The sequence below is a fragment of the Pseudomonas mucoides genome (assembly GCF_015461845.1).
GTDB lineage: Bacteria > Pseudomonadota > Gammaproteobacteria > Pseudomonadales > Pseudomonadaceae > Aquipseudomonas > Aquipseudomonas mucoides.
This window is the reverse complement of record NZ_JACOPW010000001.1, coordinates 426,923-443,589: the sequence shown is the minus strand read 5'-3', so window position 1 is coordinate 443,589 and position 16,667 is coordinate 426,923. Positions and strand designations below refer to the sequence as shown.

Annotated in this window: 19 protein-coding genes; 18 read left to right on the top strand and 1 reads right to left on the bottom strand. The window is 61.5% G+C overall.

Annotation, left to right across the window (positions count from 1 at the left end; genetic code table 11):
* The first annotated feature begins 28 nt into the window (after positions 1–28).
* The 18 genes from H8F22_RS02145 (at position 29) to H8F22_RS02060 (ending at position 15,654) form a co-directional block, all read left to right on the top strand.
* Positions 29–1,981, top strand: coding sequence for a YncE family protein (locus tag H8F22_RS02145; RefSeq protein ID WP_194939713.1), 1,953 nt, complete (start codon positions 29–31; stop codon positions 1,979–1,981).
* A 13-nt stretch (positions 1,982–1,994) separates the two neighbouring features.
* Positions 1,995–2,651, top strand: a complete 657-nt coding sequence (locus H8F22_RS02140; RefSeq protein WP_027921398.1) for an SCO family protein — start codon at positions 1,995–1,997, stop codon at positions 2,649–2,651.
* A complete protein-coding gene (locus H8F22_RS02135) occupies positions 2,648–3,268 on the top strand; it encodes an SCO family protein (protein WP_027921397.1) in 621 nt (206 codons plus the stop codon). Before H8F22_RS02140 ends, H8F22_RS02135 begins: the two co-directional genes overlap by 4 nt.
* 7 nt (positions 3,269–3,275) lie before the next feature.
* Positions 3,276–4,826, top strand: a complete 1,551-nt coding sequence (locus tag H8F22_RS02130) for a cytochrome c/ABC transporter substrate-binding protein (protein WP_027921396.1) — start codon at positions 3,276–3,278, stop codon at positions 4,824–4,826.
* Between the two features lie 13 nt (positions 4,827–4,839).
* Entirely contained in the window at positions 4,840–5,796 is a 957-nt protein-coding gene (locus H8F22_RS02125) for a peptidylprolyl isomerase (protein WP_194939712.1), read from the top strand.
* A 218-nt stretch (positions 5,797–6,014) separates the two neighbouring features.
* Positions 6,015–6,548 (top strand): response regulator, encoded by a 534-nt coding sequence (locus H8F22_RS02120; protein ID WP_059181129.1) that lies wholly within the window; start codon positions 6,015–6,017, stop codon positions 6,546–6,548.
* 85 nt (positions 6,549–6,633) lie between these two features.
* Complete coding sequence (locus H8F22_RS02115) at positions 6,634–8,340, top strand: GspE/PulE family protein (protein ID WP_027921393.1); 1,707 nt, start codon at positions 6,634–6,636, stop codon at positions 8,338–8,340.
* The gene (locus tag H8F22_RS02110) at positions 8,321–9,124 is read left to right on the top strand and encodes a hypothetical protein (RefSeq protein ID WP_194939711.1); all 804 of its coding nucleotides are present in this window, start codon (positions 8,321–8,323) and stop codon (positions 9,122–9,124) included. The genes H8F22_RS02115 and H8F22_RS02110 overlap by 20 nt, the downstream gene beginning before the upstream one ends.
* A 1-nt stretch (position 9,125) precedes the next feature.
* Positions 9,126–9,671 (top strand): PilN domain-containing protein, encoded by a 546-nt coding sequence (locus H8F22_RS02105; RefSeq protein ID WP_027921391.1) that lies wholly within the window; start codon positions 9,126–9,128, stop codon positions 9,669–9,671.
* Positions 9,658–10,206 (top strand): type IV pilus inner membrane component PilO, encoded by a 549-nt coding sequence (locus tag H8F22_RS02100; RefSeq protein WP_027921390.1) that lies wholly within the window; start codon positions 9,658–9,660, stop codon positions 10,204–10,206. Before H8F22_RS02105 ends, H8F22_RS02100 begins: the two co-directional genes overlap by 14 nt.
* Positions 10,206–10,721 carry a hypothetical protein gene (locus H8F22_RS02095; RefSeq protein WP_027921389.1) on the top strand — a complete coding sequence of 172 codons (516 nt, stop codon included), beginning with the start codon at positions 10,206–10,208 and terminating at the stop codon, positions 10,719–10,721. Before H8F22_RS02100 ends, H8F22_RS02095 begins: the two co-directional genes overlap by 1 nt.
* Positions 10,718–12,592 carry a secretin N-terminal domain-containing protein gene (locus H8F22_RS02090; RefSeq protein ID WP_027921388.1) on the top strand — a complete coding sequence of 625 codons (1,875 nt, stop codon included), beginning with the start codon at positions 10,718–10,720 and terminating at the stop codon, positions 12,590–12,592. The genes H8F22_RS02095 and H8F22_RS02090 overlap by 4 nt, the downstream gene beginning before the upstream one ends.
* A 2-nt stretch (positions 12,593–12,594) precedes the next feature.
* Positions 12,595–13,068, top strand: a complete 474-nt coding sequence (locus H8F22_RS02085; protein ID WP_027921387.1) for a type II secretion system protein — start codon at positions 12,595–12,597, stop codon at positions 13,066–13,068.
* A gap of 4 nt (positions 13,069–13,072) precedes the next feature.
* Positions 13,073–13,447 (top strand): type II secretion system protein, encoded by a 375-nt coding sequence (locus H8F22_RS02080; RefSeq protein ID WP_027921386.1) that lies wholly within the window; start codon positions 13,073–13,075, stop codon positions 13,445–13,447.
* A complete protein-coding gene (locus H8F22_RS02075; protein ID WP_027921385.1) occupies positions 13,422–13,961 on the top strand; it encodes a type II secretion system protein in 540 nt (179 codons plus the stop codon). The genes H8F22_RS02080 and H8F22_RS02075 overlap by 26 nt, the downstream gene beginning before the upstream one ends.
* Entirely contained in the window at positions 13,958–14,350 is a 393-nt protein-coding gene (gene csgE / locus H8F22_RS02070) for a curli production assembly/transport protein CsgE (protein ID WP_027921384.1), read from the top strand. Before H8F22_RS02075 ends, csgE begins: the two co-directional genes overlap by 4 nt.
* Positions 14,347–14,766: a curli assembly protein CsgF gene (locus H8F22_RS02065; RefSeq protein WP_027921383.1), complete on the top strand. Its 420-nt coding sequence runs from the start codon at positions 14,347–14,349 to the stop codon at positions 14,764–14,766. The genes csgE and H8F22_RS02065 overlap by 4 nt, the downstream gene beginning before the upstream one ends.
* A 30-nt stretch (positions 14,767–14,796) precedes the next feature.
* A complete protein-coding gene (locus H8F22_RS02060; protein WP_027921382.1) occupies positions 14,797–15,654 on the top strand; it encodes a CsgG/HfaB family protein in 858 nt (285 codons plus the stop codon).
* 563 nt (positions 15,655–16,217) lie between these two features.
* Here H8F22_RS02060 and H8F22_RS02055 read toward each other — a convergent pair.
* Positions 16,218–16,475: a hypothetical protein gene (locus tag H8F22_RS02055; RefSeq protein WP_194939710.1), complete on the bottom strand. Its 258-nt coding sequence runs from the start codon at positions 16,473–16,475 to the stop codon at positions 16,218–16,220.
* Positions 16,476–16,667: the final 192 nt, after the last annotated feature.

The following is a 16,667-nucleotide window of genomic DNA, read 5'->3' as shown; positions in this document are numbered from 1 at the left end:
CAGTAATTGATCTGAAGGGGAGAGAGGGATGAACAGGACCATCAGAATCGCCAGTGGTGCTCTGGTTTTAGGCGTCGCGCTGATTAGCCTTGGCGTGTGGCGCACCGTGCCGCCGAGCATGCTCAGCGAAGTCGCCTTGCCCAACACCTGGAGCGGCCAGAGTCTCTCCCGTGACGGGGTGTCGGTGGCGCTTGAGGTCAAGCCTTTGGCCACGGACGGTGTACTGCGCGAAGGCGAGTTTGCCGACGTGCAGTTCCGGGTCAAGGACAGCACTTCGGGCCAGCCATTGTCTGGCGTCAACCCTGGCGCCTGGCTCGACCCCGAAACCGTTGCCGCCGACCAGGCCCAGGGCCGCGAGCAAAGCTGCAAATCCCGGGTCGGGGTGTTCCTCAAATCGAGCATTGGCGCGCGGCCGCTGCTGGATCTGAACAGCTACTTCCTGCTGGTGATGAACCGCGATGCCAGTGTTTCAGTGGTCGATCCGTCAGTGTCGGTGGGCGGCATCACCAGCACCATGGCCCGGATCGATCTAAAACAACCGCCGATGGATTGGGTCACCCCGAAGGACAACAAACGGGTGTTTTTGTCGATGCCAGCGGCGGGGGAAGTGGCGGTGATCGACAGCGAACAATTCAAATTGCTGGCGTCGGTGAGCGCCGGCAGCAACCCGGTGCGCGTGGCCCTGCAACCGGATGAGCGTCTGTTGTGGGTCGGCAACAACGCGTCAACCGCCGACGAGTCCGGCGTCACGGTCATCGACACCCGCAGCCTCAAGCCCCTCAAACACCTGGCCACCGGGGCCGGGCATCACGAAATCGCCTTCAGCAAGGACAGCCGCTTTGCCTTCGTCACCAACCGTGACGACGGCACCTTGACCATCATCGACATCGCCAGCCTGTCCGTCAGCAAGCAACTCAAGACCGGCTCGCACCCACTGTCAGTGGCGTACTCGCCGCTGTCCCAGGCGGTGTACGTCGCCGATGGCCAGGACGGCACCGTGACCGTGGTCGACAGCGCCAGCCTGGCGGTGCGCCGGGTGATCAAGGCGAAGCAGGGCTTGGGGCCGATGGGCTTCAGCGCTGACGGTCGCTTCGGCATTGTGCTCAACACCCTGGAGAACCAGGCCTCGGTGATCGACGCCGCCACCGATTCGCTGATCCATGAACTGGACGTGTCGGCCGAGCCCTATCAAGTGGTGTTCACCAAGGCCTATGCCTATGTCCGCGGTCTGGCGTCGGCCAAGGTCACGATGATCAACCTGTCGTCACTGGGCCAGGGCCGTACGCCGATCAGCCAGGGTTTCGAAGCGGGGCCGCAAGCACCACGGCTGGCCGGTGATCTGCCGCTGGCGTCGAGCCTGGCGGTGTCGCGGGACGACAACGCGGTGTTCGTGGTCAACCCGGTGGACAACACCACTTACTTCTACGCCGAAGGCATGAACGCGCCGATGTCCGGGTACCCCAATCGCGGGCAAGTGGCGCGGGCGGCGATGGTCATCGACCGCAGTTTGCGCGAGGTCGAACCGGGGCTGTACAGCGCGCGGATCAAGTTGCCGTCGGCCGGGCGTTTCGACGTGGCGTTCCTGCTCAATCAACCGAACATCATTCATTGCTTCACTGCGCTGGTTGAGCCGGACCCATCAATCGCGCAACACCCCGGCGTGCCCCAAGTGGAATTCATGCTCGACAAGTCCACGGCCACCCTCGGCAGTCCTTATGTGGTGCGCTTTCGCATCGTCCAGGGCCAGCAGCAGACCCGGCGCAGCGGGGTCAAGGATGTTCAGGTGCGCTACTTCCGTGCGCCGACGTCACGGGTGCAAGAAGTCGCGGCCCTCGACGTGGGCAACGGTATCTATGAAGCCCCGGTGACCCTGGACCAGAACGGCGCGTGGTACTTGCACGTTCGTGCGGCGTCGCTGGGTGCGAATTTCGACGACAAGACCTTTGCCAGCGTCCGGGTTCTGCCCGGCACTGCGAACTGAAGAGGACACCGACATGAACCGCATCGCACACCGTGGATGGCTGACGTTCTGCCTGTTGGCGGCCGGTATCGGTCAGGCCCTGGCGCATTCGGCGGACGAGCACGCCGGGCACGACATGCCAGCCAAACCCGCCACGTCCGAAAGCGCACAGGTCAAGTTCGCCGACGTGGCACTCGTGGACCAGAACGGCAAATCAGTGCGCCTGGAAAAGGACCTGATCAGCAACAAAATCGTGGTCATGAGCTTCATCTACACCAGTTGCACCACGGTCTGCCCGGTGGTGTCCTCGATCATGGGCAAGGTGCAAAAACAACTCGGTGCTCGGGTCGGTGGCGAGGTGCAACTGGTGTCGATCAGCGTCGACCCGCAGCGCGACGATGCCAAACGCCTGAACGACTACGCCCGCAATTTCCAGAACGGTCCGGGCTGGAGCTGGCTCACCGGCAGTTCGCAGTCGATCACTGAAACCCTCAAGGGCCTGGGCTCGTTCAGTGGCGACTTCAAGAACCATCAGCCATTGATCCTCGTCGGCGATGGCAACAGCCGTCACTGGACGCGCTACTACGGCTTCACCGACCCGGCCGTCCTGACCCGTGAAGTCGAGAAGATCAGCGGCCAGCGCAATGCCCACGCCAAACACACCGCCATTGCGATGGAGCAACAGCCATGAGAGCGCTCGCCCTGATCCTCTTCACGATGTGCTTTTGCATTGTCAGCTTGATGGCGTTTGCCCACGAAGGGCACCAAGAACCCGCGCCGGCGGTGGCCGGCGCGCAACCGGCGACCGGCACGCACGATGCGAAAACCTGGTTCACCGACACGCCGTTGCAGGATCAGAACGGCGAAACCCTGCGCTTCTACAGTGACGCGCTGCAAAACCGCGTGGTGCTGCTGAACGTGATTTTCACCCGCTGCAACGATGCCTGTCCGCTGATCACCCGCAAGCTCAAGGAAGTACGTGAGTTACTGGGCGACAAGGCCGATGGCATCACCTTTATCTCCCTTACCAGTGATCCGCTGCGCGACACGCCGGCGGTACTCAAGGCTTACACCTTGAAACAGGGCGTCGATGGACCCCACTGGTTTTTTCTTACCGGTGACAAGGCACAAATGGACCTTGTCCTGAGTCGTATCGGCCAGATCGTGCCGACCCCCGAACAGCATTCCACGCAGTTGATCGTCGGTGACGTGGCGAACAAGCGCTGGAGCAAAATCCGTCCCGATGCCCCGGCCGCCGCCATTGCTCAGCGCTTGCAGTTGCTGACCATGCCCGTGGCCGGTCGTTGAGCGCGCCATGAAAACGTCCCTGGTCCTCGGCCTGCTACTGCTCGGCGGCATGCATTGCACCGCCCACGCGTCAGCGCTCACCCCCAGCGAAAGTGCGGGCAAACGCCTGTACCGCGAGGGGCTGTCCGAGAGCGGTGAGCCGGTCATGGCCCGGGTTGGCGCGGCCGACATGATCTTGCCGGCCAGCAGCTTGCCGTGCGCCAACTGCCATGGCGCCGACGGTCAGGGGCGCCCGGAAGGCGGGGTGCGCCCGCCGGACATCAGTTGGTCGCGGCTCTCCAGCCGTTATGGCCAGGAGCAAGTCAACGGCCGTGACTATCCGGCCTACACCGAGGGCGCGTTGGCCCGAGCCATTGCCGAAGGTCGCGATTCGGCCAACAACCGACTCGATCCGGCGATGCCGCGGTTCGTGCTGTCGATGAAGGACCAGCGCAACCTCACGGCCTACCTCAAGCGTGTGGCCGATGACCGCGACCCCGGTTTGACCGCCGACAGTCTGCACCTGGGCACCTTGTTGCCCAGTCAGGGGCCGCTGGCCGATGAGGGCGCCACGGTGGCGGCGGTGCTCAAGGGCAGCGTGGAACGCATAAATCAGGCGGGCGGCATTCATGGTCGACAAGTGAATTTGACCATCCTCGACCCTGGCCCGGACCGCGCCAGTGCCGAGCGGGCACTGGAGCAACTGATCGAACAGGAACAAGTGTTCGCCCTGATCTCACCGCTGGCGCCGGCGCTGGATGTGGACCTGGCGGCGCGCCTGGAACAGGCCGGGATTCCGTTGATCGGGCCGCTCTCGTTACAAGGCATGGCGCAGGCCAGTCGGCAAATCTTTGAACCGTTGCCGGGGCTGCGCGAACAGTTGATCGCCCTGGCCGACTACGGTACCGCCAATTTGCGTGTGCTCAAGGGGCCGACGCTGATTACCTTTCCGGACGAACCGAGCCAGCGGCAGGCGGCGCAGGACCTCGGCCAATACTTGCAGGATCACGGCTGGCAAGAAGTGCGGTTGCAAGCCTACGACGAGGCACAAGACGAACTCCCGCTGGGCTCGCGCTCAGTGTTTTACCTGGGCAGTGGCAGAGGCTTCAGTCGTCTGGCCGAGCGTTTGCAAAAAGCGGGGCAGGTGCCTTACCTGTTCGCGGCCTCGAATCAGGTGGCCGGTGACGTGTTGCAAATGCCCAGCGGGTTTTCCCGACGATTGTTTTTGGCCTACCCGTTCGTGCCCAGCGACTGGACGCTGGCCGGGCGCCTGGCGCTGACGCAATTGCGCGAAAATCAGGGACTGGGCGGTCAGCACGCGGTGCTGCAAGTGGGTGCCTACAGCTCAATGCTGCTGCTGAGCGAAGGCATGAAGCAGGCCGGACGCGACGCCAGCCGCGAGAAGCTCATCAGTGCCCTGGAGGGCTTGCATGATTTCGAGACCGGGTTGACCCCGTTGATCAACTTTGGCCCTGGCCGCCGTCTGGGCTTGAGCGGTGCCCACGTCGTTACGGTGGACTTGCCCGACCAGCGCTTCTTTGTGGTTGCACCCTACAAACCCATTGCTGCCATGCCCTGACCGGAGGCCGATCATGAAACTCAACATTGCGCTGATGCTGCTGACACTGTGGGTCCCGGTCGCGTGGTGCAACAACGGCCCGGCCGCCGCGCGGGTCAATGGCGAGGAGATTTCCGAGTTTCGCCTGGAGCGCTATTTCGCCGAATTCCTCGAGGATCAGGGCAGGGCGGTGGGCAACATTCGCAGCCCCAAGGCTTATAAGCAGCTGCGGCAGAAAGCGCTGGACGCCTTGATCGACAAGGAGCTGTTGTGGCAAGAAGCCCTCAAGCGCGGCGTGGTGATCAGCGATGCCGACGTGCAACGCCAGGTTGACCAGACCCGACAAGCCATCGGCGGCCCCGAGGTGTTTGCCCGCCGGCTCCAGGACGCCGGTTTTGATGAAGCCAGTTTCACTGAATACACCCGCCGTGAACTGGCGGCCCAGCAAGTCTTTGCCGAGCTCGTCCAGGCAGGGGGATCACCGGATGAAAAACAGGTCCGGGCGTTTTACGAAGAACACCGCGCCGACATGAGCCGGCCCGAAGAAATCCAGGCCCGGCACATCCTGGTCAAAGTGCCGCAAGGCGCCGATGCCGCCACAGTTGAAGCAGCGCGGCTACGCTTAGTAGAGATGCGCACGAAAATCAGCCAGGGCGAGGACTTTGCCAGTGTCGCCAAGGCCGGCTCCGAAGATGCCTCGGCCAGCGAAGGCGGGGATCTGGGCTATTTTCCTCGTGGGCGCATGCTGCCCGAGTTCGAAGCAGCGGCCTTCGCCCTGACGCCGGGGGCCGTCAGCGAACCGGTGCGCACGTCGTTGGGCTGGCATTTGATTTATCTCCAGAACCACTTGGAGGCAACCGATGTCTCAGAAACGCAGGGGCTTGAAATGGTCAGGGCTTATCTTGCCCGACAGCAACAGGCTCAAGCACGCCTGCAAGTCCTGGCGCAGCTTCGATCAAACAATCGAATCGAACGGATTGACGATGATTGAAGCTTCACCCCCAAATGTGGGGAAAGCTTCAGTGCAAATCCGGGCGCTTCCCCGTCTTTGGGGGACGGGGTTTGCGAGCGAAAAGGTTTTGTCATGGAAATCAACGCGATGTGTCGACCAAAAAGCGGCACTCAGTCTGGCATGAAGTGTGCGTTAGCCTAATTAAGGCGCGTACTCCCAGGCACGGATATCGGACCTGCGGTTTCAAGGAGTCCACCTTGTTGAACAAAATACTGGTTGTTGAAGACGAACAGCTGCTTGCACAAAACCTCCGGGATTATCTGGTGGCGCAAGGGCTGGATGTCCTGGTAGCGAACGACGGTGCGAAGGCCATCGGCGAAGCCGAAAAATTTGCACCCGATGTGATGGTGTTCGATTACCGCTTGCCCGATATGGAAGGCTTTGAGGTGCTCGATGCTGTCCGCCAGAACAGGAAGTGCCATTTTGTGCTGATTACCGGGCACCCCACCGCTGAAGTCTGTGAGCGGGCCCGGCAACTGGGAGTCAGCCATATCCTGTTCAAACCGTTTCCATTGGCGGAACTGGCCCGAGCAGTCTGTGACCTTTTAGGGATGGAGCGCGAACCCAAAACGGGCGTGAGCACCTCCGAAGGATTCGTCGAACGACGCCAGAGCAGGACCGAGAGTTTCCCGCTGCAGTTGTACGACGGGAGTTGGGTGCTTGCAGATCGCCGACGAAGTACATCGGCCTCCATGGCGCCAGACGACGAACAACTGCTCACCGGGGAGTAATTGGCGCGACCAGACGTTCCGGCACCCGCCGCGATGACTCGCCGCGCCGACAGGGCTCAAAGCCCCGGGCGTTGGAGAGCATGCCATGGACCGTCTATCCCTTGCCGTCGAACCGGCGTTGCTGGACTGCGTACCGTCTCGTTTTTCCAGTGAGCAACTGGCCCAGGCCCGGGCTCGAGCCACCAGTACCGGCGAACGGGTACTGGAAGCCCTCGGGGTGTTGTGCGAACTGGCTCCGATGCCCTTCATCCAGTGCCTCGGCACCACCCTGCATTATCCGGTGCTCGACACCGACAGCCTGTTCAAGGCCATCCCGGTATTTGACCGGGTCACCCTGGCCCAATGCCTCAAGCGCGAATTCATCCTGCTGCGTCACGAAGACGCGGTCATTGGCGTGTTTGCCGACCCCTTCGATACCTCGCGCCTGGCCTGGATCGACGACTGCCTGCACGGTGCGCCGCTGTACCTGGTGCATGCCGACGACCTGAAAGCCTACCTGGCGCGTCACGAAGAAAGCTTCCACGCGGTGGAATCGCTCAATGCCCAATCCGACACCGGCGTTGAAGTCGACAACCTGCAAAGCCTGTCCCTGACCAGCATCAGCGAAGACGCCAGCGTCGTCGTCAAACTGGTCAACTCGACCCTCTACGATGCCTTGAAAATGCACGCCAGTGACATCCACCTGGGCACCACCGGCAGCGGTCTGGTGATCAAGTACCGGATCGATGGCGTGCTCAACAACATCAGCAAAATCCAGGGCAGCGAGTTCGCCGAGCAGGTCATTTCTCGGGTCAAAGTCATGGCCGAACTGGACATCGGCGAAAAACGCGTGCCCCAGGACGGTCGCTTCAAGATCGGCATCAGCGGCCGGCAGATCGACTTCCGGGTGTCGATCATGCCGAGCATTTTCGGCGAAGACGCGGTGCTGCGGGTCCTCGACAAACAGGACCTGGCCGACAAAGTCAGTGGCGTGCAATTGCAGGCCCTGGGTTTTGAAGAGGAAACCCTGCGCCAACTGCGGCGCCTGGCCGCCGAACCCTACGGCATGGTGCTGGTGACCGGTCCGACCGGCAGCGGCAAAACCACCACGCTGTACGCGATGATCACCGAGATCAACCACGGCGTGGACAAGATCATCACCATCGAAGACCCGGTGGAATATCAACTGCCGGGCGTGCTGCAAATCCCGGTCAATGAAAAGAAAGGCCTGACCTTCGCCCGGGGTTTGCGCTCGATCCTGCGCCATGACCCGGACAAGATCATGGTCGGTGAAATCCGCGACCCGGACACCGCGCAAATCGCCGTGCAATCGGCACTCACCGGTCACCTGGTGTTCACCACCATCCACGCCAACAACGTGTTCGACGTGATCGGCCGTTTCACCCAAATGGAAATCGACCCCTACAGCCTGGTGTCGGCCCTCAACGCGGTGTTGGCGCAGCGGCTGATCCGCCTGGTCTGCGCCAGTTGCAGCGCGCCGGTCACCCCCACCGACGACGAATTGCTTGCCTCGGGCCTCGATCCAAAAGACGTCGGCCACTACCACTTTGTGCATGGCAAGGGCTGCGGCCACTGCCGGGGCACCGGGTATCGCGGGCGCAGTGCGATCGCCGAGCTGCTGCACCTGGACGACGAGCTGCGGCAAATGATTGTCGAGCGCCAACCCATTTCGAAGATCAAGGCCCACGCCTGTAAACGTGGCTTGCGGCTGTTGCGCGAGTCGGCCCTGGAACTGGTGCAACAGGGGCGTACCACGCTCGAGGAGATCAATCGTGTCACTTTTGTCTCGTGATCGGTATATCGCCGTGCTTGGCGCCAGCGGTGTCGGCCTCGGCCAACGCCGCGGCAGCGACACCCTGTGGCTGGGCAGCGTCGGCTTCATCGACGAAGGCTTCCACGCCTGGGCCGTCGCCCTCGAAACCCTCGACCGTTTGCTTGTCGAACACGCGCAGGCCGGTGCGGAACTTTGCGTGGTGATCTCCGGGCACTTCAGCCGTTTCTGCCTGGTGCCCTGGAGCGAAGAAATCAGCAGCCCCGACGAACTGCTCGGCTTCGCCCAACTGTGCTTCGAAGACCTTTATGGCGTACCAACGCAGCCCTGGAGCATGGTGCTGTCGGCTGAGCCGGCGGGTTACGACCGGATCGCCACTGCACTGCCGCAAGACTTGCTGGCGCGCCTGCGCAGTCTGGTCAGCGGTCGCGGCATGCGCCTGCGTTCGGTGCAGCCGTACCTGATGGCCGCGTTCAACCACTTCGACAAGAGCTTTGAGGGCGGCGACTTTCTGTTCGTCGTCGCCGAGCCGGTGCGCAGCGTGCTGCTGCTGGCACGGGAAGGGAAGTGGGCGGCGGTGCGTTCGGTGGGCAGCAGTGACAGCGATGCCGCACTGACCGCACTGATCGGCCGTGAAAGCCAATTGCAGGCCTCCACCAGCGAACGGCCGCTCAGCGTCTACCTGCACGCACCGGCGCGCATCGACTCGCATCCCGACGTGCCGGGCGTGCAGTTGCGCACCCTTGAAGAAGACCAGACAGCCGTACGCGACAGTTTGTACGTGATGTCTCGGGCGGTGGCCTGACATGCGCCCGCTGATGCTCGACTTCCAGCCGCGTCGCCGTTCCGGCCCATTGGGCTGGAGCTTGCTGGCCGGTGGTGTGGTGTTGGCGCTGGTGTGTTTCTTCGTCCAGCAACACCTCGACGAAGAGGCCTCGCAACAACAAGGCCATCTGCAACATGCCCAGCGTGCACTCACCGGCGACAACGGCAGCAAGGTCTCCCTGACCCCGGCCGAAACCCGTGAGCAGGCTCAGAACCTGGCCGAAATGCGCAAAGTCTCCCAACAACTGCGCCGGCCTTGGGAGCGTCTGTTCGCCATGCTCGAAGCCATGCCACGCGACAACGTTGCCTTGCTGACCCTGACCCCGGATGCGCGCAAAGGTCAGGTACGCATCAGCGCCGAGGCGCGGGATCTGGAAGCCATGCTCGAATTCCATCAACGTCTGGAAGCCAGCGACGAGCTGTCCGACGTGTCGCTGCTCAGCCACGAAATCGTCGCCAACGTGCCGGAACACCCGGTGCAATTCAACCTGTCGGCCAGCTGGGAGATCGGCGATGCGAATCCCTAAATTGATCGTCCACGAATACCTGCAAGGCCTGGGCGTTCCTGGCCTGGTGGGCATGGCGCTGCTGCTGGTCGCTTTGGTGTATGGCCTGGGCGGCTTGATGCCGGACTGGCAAGCGCTGCAACAGCTGAGCCAGCAGACCCGTGAAGCCGGCGAGTACCTGGCCAAGGTTGAAGACGGCAGCGTCGCCGCCCCGGTGGTGCCGCAGCGTCAACTCGACGATTTCCGCAGCAAACTGCCGTCGCAGCCACAGGCCACCGTGGCCATCGACAAGATCTACGCGCTGGCCAGTCAGGAACACATCACCCTGTCGCGCGGTGAATATTCGCTGGGCATCGACCCCAAGACGCACCTGGCCCGTTATCAGATTCTGCTGCCGGTGCGCGGCAGCTATCCGCAATTGCGACGCTTCCTGCACGCCTTGCTCGGCCAGTTGCCGGCGGTGGTGCTGGAAGACGTGGAGTTGCAGCGCAAGAAGATCGCCGACACCGACCTGACCGGGCGGATCCGCATGACCCTTTACCTGTCGAGGTCATGATGAATACCAAGCGCGTACTGGGTTGGATGGCGTTCTTCGGTGTGGCCGCGGGACTGGCCTGGGGACCTCAATATTTCCAGAAAACCGATGAGGGCGACGAGTCTGTCGCCGCCTCAACCACCCCGGTCAAAAGCAAAACCGGCACGCTGCCGGCTGTAACGGCCAACGGCAAACCGGTGGTGATCAAGGACCTCAGCCCGTCCGGCGACCTGTTCACCGCCCGCAGCTGGAAGGTCGCGCCGACCCTCGCCAGCGTCATCGAACAACCCGTCAACCAAACCCCGGTGGTACAAGCCCCCAGCGTACCGCCGATGCCTTTCCAGTTCATTGGCAAGCTCAATGACCGTTCCGACCTGCAAGTGTTTTTGCAGAACGGCGAAAAAATATACGTCGTACGCAAAGGGGATGTGATCGACGAAACCTGGCGGATCGAGCGGATTTCCGATGTGGAACTCAGTTTTGTCTACTTGCCTCTGCATTTATCCCAGACCTTGTCTGTGGGGAGCGCGCAATGAACACATCCCGTTTGCTGTTGAGTGTCTGCATCGCTGCAGCGCTGGCCGCGTGCAGTTCGGCGCAGCTCGCCAACCAGGAGGCGTCCCAACTGATCGAGTCGGGGCAATACGAGGCCGGCCTGGCCCGTATCGAAGAAGGGTTGCGTGAAGACCCTCGCGACACCGAACTGCACCTGGCCCTCAACAGCGGACGAGCGCTGGCGGTCACGAATTTATTGAGCCAGGGCGACATGGCCCGCGCCACGCGTGATTTCCCCTCGGCACGAATGGCCTATGGCCGAGTACTGAACATCGAGCCACACAACCGTCGCGCCCAAGAGGCGCTGAGCCAGCTCGACTACCTGCGCAGCATGGATGAAAAACTCGAACTGGCCCGTGGCGACCTGCGTCGCGGAGACATCTACGGCGCCGAACGCCAGGTCAAACAGATCCTCGAACTCGACCCCAAGAATGAAGGTGCTCTGGAACTGCAAGGCAACATCCGCCTGGTGCAGAGCCGCAACGTGGTCCCGTACCCACAACTGCGCACCCGCCTGGACCGCCCGGTGACCCTGGAATTTCGCGACGCCAACCTGAAAACCATTTTCGAAGTGCTGTCCCAGGTGGCCGGTCTGAATTTCATCTTCGACAAAGACCTGCGCCCGGACATGAAAGCCACGATCTTCGTGCGTGACGTGCGCATCGAGGACGCGGTGGAACTGCTGCTGCAACAGAACCAGTTGCACCAGAAAGTGGTAAACGAAAACACCTTGCTGATCTACCCGGACTCGCCGCAAAAGCTCAAGGACTATCAAGAGTTGGTGATGCGCACCTTTTACCTGACCAGCATTGATTCCAACACCGCGCTGAACATGATCAAGACCATGCTCAAGACCCGTGACGTGTTCGTCGATGAGCGCCTCAACACCCTGACCATGCGCGACACCGAAGACGCTGTGCGCATGGCCGAAAAGCTCCTGCAATCGCAAGACCAGTCCAACCCGGAAGTGGTGCTGGAAGTGGAAGTGATGGAAGTGGCCCGTCAACGGATTCTCGACCTTGGCCTGCAATGGCCGAACACCTTCGGCGTGATCAACACCGACGGTTCGCCGGTGACGATCCTCGATCAACTCAAAGGCATCGACTCCAGCCGGATCTCCATCTCGCCGTCGCCGCAAGCCAAGATCAACGCCCAGGACAACGACATCAACACCCTGGCCAGCCCGGTGATTCGTGTCAGCAACCGTGAGCAGGCGCGCATCCACATTGGTCAGCGCGTGCCGATCATCAGTGCGACCTCGGTGCCGTCGACCCAAGGGCCGGTGATCACCGAAAGCGTCACCTACCTCGACGTCGGTCTGAAGCTGGAAGTGCAGCCGATCGTGCACTTGAACAACGAAGTGGCGATCAAAATCGCTCTGGAAGTCAGTAACGCCACGCCGCTGGAACCGACCCGCCAAGGCACCATTCCGGTTCAGGTTGATACCCGCAACGCTCAGACCACGCTGCGTCTGCATGACGGCGAAACGCAGATCCTCGCCGGCCTGGTGCGTAACGACCACGGCGCCACGGGCAACAAGATCCCCGGTCTTGGCGACATCCCGGGCCTTGGCCGCTTGTTCGGCAGCAACAAGGACACCGTCGGCAAATCCGAGCTGGTGCTGTCGATCACCCCACGGATCGTGCGCAACCTGCCGTACCAGAGCCCGTCGGACATGGAATTCCCTACCGGCACCGAAACCAGCATGCACATCCAGGCGCCGGATCGGCGGATGGAGCCACGAATTCAGAACGAGCACATCGACCGCTCGGTGCCTGGCGTGACCACCGAAGTGACCGTCGGCCGGCCGGTGGCTTCCGCCACTCCTCAAGTCACTGTTGAGAAGCCTTGATCATGAACGCCTCGCAACGCGGTTTTACCTTGATCGAAGTCGTCGTGACGCTGGCCCTGATCGGCCTGCTGGCCGGTATGGCCGCGCCGCTGACCGAGACCGTGGTGCGCCGGGGCAAAGAGCAGGATTTGCGCACCGCGCTGTACCAGATTCGCGACGCCATTGACGCCTACAAGCGCGCCTTTGACGCCGGCTACATCGAGAAGTCGCTGAACAGCAGCGGCTATCCACCCAATCTTCAAGTGCTGGTCGAAGGCGTGCGCGATGTGCGCAGCGCCAAGGGTGCCAAGTTCTACTTCTTGCGCCGCGTGCCCCATGACCCGCTGACAGCGGTCAAGCGTGACGACGAAGGTGGCTGGGGGCTGCGCTCTTACGACAGCACGGCTCAAAACCCGCGGGAGGGTGAAGACGTCTTTGACGTTTACTCCAAGGCCCGGGGCAAGGGGCTCAACGGCATCGCCTACCGGGAGTGGTGAGCATATGCGTCGGCAAAAGGGCTTTACCTTATTGGAGCTGATGGTGGTCATGGCAATCATCGCGACGCTGATGACCATCGCCTTGCCACGCTATTTCAACAGCCTCGAAACGTCGAAGGAAACCACACTGCGCCAGAGCCTGTCGGCCATGCGCGAAGCATTGGATCACTACTACGGCGACACCGGACGCTACCCCGATTCCCTCGATCAACTGATCGAACAGCGTTACCTGCGCAACGCGCCGATGGACCCGATTGCCGAGCGTAAAGACACCTGGGTGCTGGTCGCGCCGCCGGATGGCGTGGCGGGCGGGGTGGCCGATATCAAAAGTGGAGCCACAGGGAGGGCGCGCGATGGCAGCCTTTATTCCGAGTGGTAAGCCGGCTGACGAGGCGGGGTTCACCTACCTGGGCGTGCTGTTTCTGATCATGGTGATGGGCATGGGCCTGGCCAGTGCCGGCGAGTTGTGGGCAACCGCCTCGCGCCGCGATCGGGAGCGTCAGTTGCTGTGGGTCGGCACCCAATATGCCCAGGCCCTGCGCAGCTACTACCGCAGTTCACCAGGCCTGGCGCAGTACCCGAAAGAACTGGCGGACCTGCTGCAGGACGAGCGTTTTCCCTCGCCCAAACATCATCTGCGCCAGCTGTACCCGGACCCGATTGGCGGGGGTGAGTGGACGCTGATGCGCGGTTTCGACGGGCGCATCACCGGCCTCAACAGCCCCTCGACGGATACGCCGCTCAAGCAGAATGATTTCCCCAGCCAATGGTCGGATTTCGCCGGCATGGCCAGCTACAAAGACTGGCAGTTCGTGGCCGAGAAGGCCTTCCTCGACGGTACGTCCGGCCCGCCGAAAAGCCAGTCCGCACGGCCTCAGGGGCTGTCGCCATGAACAGACACTGGCTCGCTGTACTGATCCTCACGTGTGTAGCGTCTTTCGCCAGCGCTGGCGAAGAAGAGGAAATGCTCGGCTTCATTGTCGATGACACGATCTCGCACATCGGCCACGACTTTTACTACTCGTTTAGTGAGCGTCTGCGCGCCACCAGCCCGATGGATTTCAACCTGGTGGTACGTGAACGACCTTCGGCTCGCTGGGGCAGCCTGGTGACCGTGGAATATCGGCAGCGACTGGTTTATCGGCGTTTCTTGCCGCCGAACACCGTGGACCTTCAGGAGGAAGCCTACCAGGCGGCCGACATGGTTCGCGCACAGATAGCCCAGCAGAAGCTGGAGGCCTTGTTGCAAGACACCACGGACCTGGAGAGGGACGAATTATGAAAACGACAACGTTCTTGCAGTGCACCGGTTTTTTACTGTTCGGGCTTGGCAGCGCCAGCCTGGTCCAGGCCACGGAGCTGGTGTACACGCCCATCAACCCTTCGTTCGGCGGCAACCCGTTGAACGGCACCTGGCTACTCAACAACGCCCAGGCGCAGAACGACTATGACGATCCGGACCTGAAAAACCGTACCGCCGTGGCCGGGACCACAGCCCTGGAGCGATTCACCAGTCAGTTGCAATCGCGGTTGCTGGGGCAAGTGCTGGACAACATTTCCTCCGGTAATTCGGGGAGTCTTTCTACTGACGCTTTTATCGTCAACGTTGTCGACGACTCCGGTGCACTGACCATTGAGGTGACGGACCGATCGACCGGTGAAGTGTCGGAAATCCAGGTGAATGGCCTCGCTCCTTAAAGGGCTTTGGGTCGATGGGGAGTTAGGGACATGAAAAAAATAATTGCGCTAGGGCTGATGTTGGCAACCTTACAAGGGTGTGGTTTGCGCGAGCCGATGTCGGCCGAGCAGGACACCAAGACCCCGACCCTGACACCTCGGGCGTCGACCTATTACGACTTGTTGGCCATGCCTCGACCCAAGGGCCGGTTGATGGCGGTGGTGTATGGTTTTCGTGACCAGACCGGGCAATACAAACCGACCCCGGCCAGTTCGTTTTCAACCAGCGTGACCCAGGGCGCGGCGAGCATGTTGATGGATGCGTTGCAGGCCAGCGGCTGGTTTGTGGTGCTGGAGCGGGAAGGGCTGCAGAACTTGCTGACCGAGCGCAAGATCATTCGCGCTTCGCAGAAAAAGCCCAATACGCCGGTGAATATCCAGGGTGAACTGCCTCCGTTGCAAGCGGCGAACATGATGCTCGAAGGCGGGATCATTGCTTATGACACCAACGTTCGCAGTGGGGGGGAAGGGGCGCGTTATCTGGGGATCGATATTTCCCGGGAGTACCGGGTGGACCAGGTCACGGTGAACTTGCGGGCGGTGGATGTTCGCAGTGGGCAGGTGTTGGCTAACGTGATGACCAGTAAGACGATCTACTCGGTGAGCCGTAGTGCCGGGGTGTTCAAGTTTATCGAGTTCAAGAAGTTGCTCGAGGCTGAAGTCGGTTACACCACGAACGAGCCGGCGCAGTTGTGTGTGTTGTCGGCGATCGAGGCGGCGGTCGGGCATTTGCTGGCGCAGGGGATTGAGCGGCATTTGTGGCAGGTAGCAGGTGATAACACGCCGGATGCCGATGCCACGCTTGACCGGTACCTGACTCAGTCGAAGGTTGATCCGGAGAGTGAGTAAACCGAGGCGGCCTTCGGGCCGACCTGGTTTTTGTTGTTGGGTGTACATATCCGTTGCTGCGGTAACGGCCGCTAATGGTTTCGCTCTTACAGCGAGTCCCTTTTGTCAAACGCGGTACGTGTCAAGGTACCTGTCGCCTTGGTACTTCCGCTGCTAACCCATTGCGCCGTTAACTTCAGGGCGTTCCTTCGTTCCGGTATCCATCCGGGGACACTGCCCTCCGGTCGGCTTCGCTTCGACCTACATGCAGCGTGTTCGACTGCGTCGAACGGCGCTGCGCGCCACTCCCCGGATGCACACCTCCACTCAGCCTCCCGAGGGGGCGGGTGGATCAAGATCAAGAGCTGCAGGCGAGCTAACGCTCGGCCTGATGAGTGGTGAGAAGCCAGGGCTGTACGCCGATTCATTGTAGGAGTGAGCCTGCTCGCGATGGCAGCCTGACAGCCGACCAATCCCTATCAGATGTACTCAATCCTACAATTGGATTGGTTTCTGCCGGGAATTTAGCGCTGTAGTGCGGGTTTTGGTAGTTCGAGGTTGTCCATCATTCGGTTCGCGGCCAGTTAGGCGGCAAAATCGCCGGCCATCACGCTGGCCTGGGCCAGGGATTCACAGGTGTGGGCCAGCAGGTCTTCGTCTTTGAGGTCCGGTGCGAAGAGGAACATGGTGCTGGGTTTGCGGGTGAACGGTGATTTCAGGACCGAGGGATTGAGGTAGTGATTCAGTGCGCGTTCGGCGGCGTCGTGGAATTTTTTGGAATCGACGGATTCGTAGGGGGAAACGTCGTCGGTTTCGGGGAGATTTGGTGTTTCTTTGATCATGGTGAAGCTCCATTCGAAAATAGGGAGTTCGCCACGACTGCGACCAAGCAGTGGGGTGGCAACCTGTACGCAGGTTGGTCGACCAGGGAATGGAACCCGGCAGGGCCTAAGTCCTCCCACGCACGGCTCGCCATGAAGCAAGCATGAAAAGTGCGCCATTCCAAACCTGGGCGACCAAACCCGGTCGCTGAA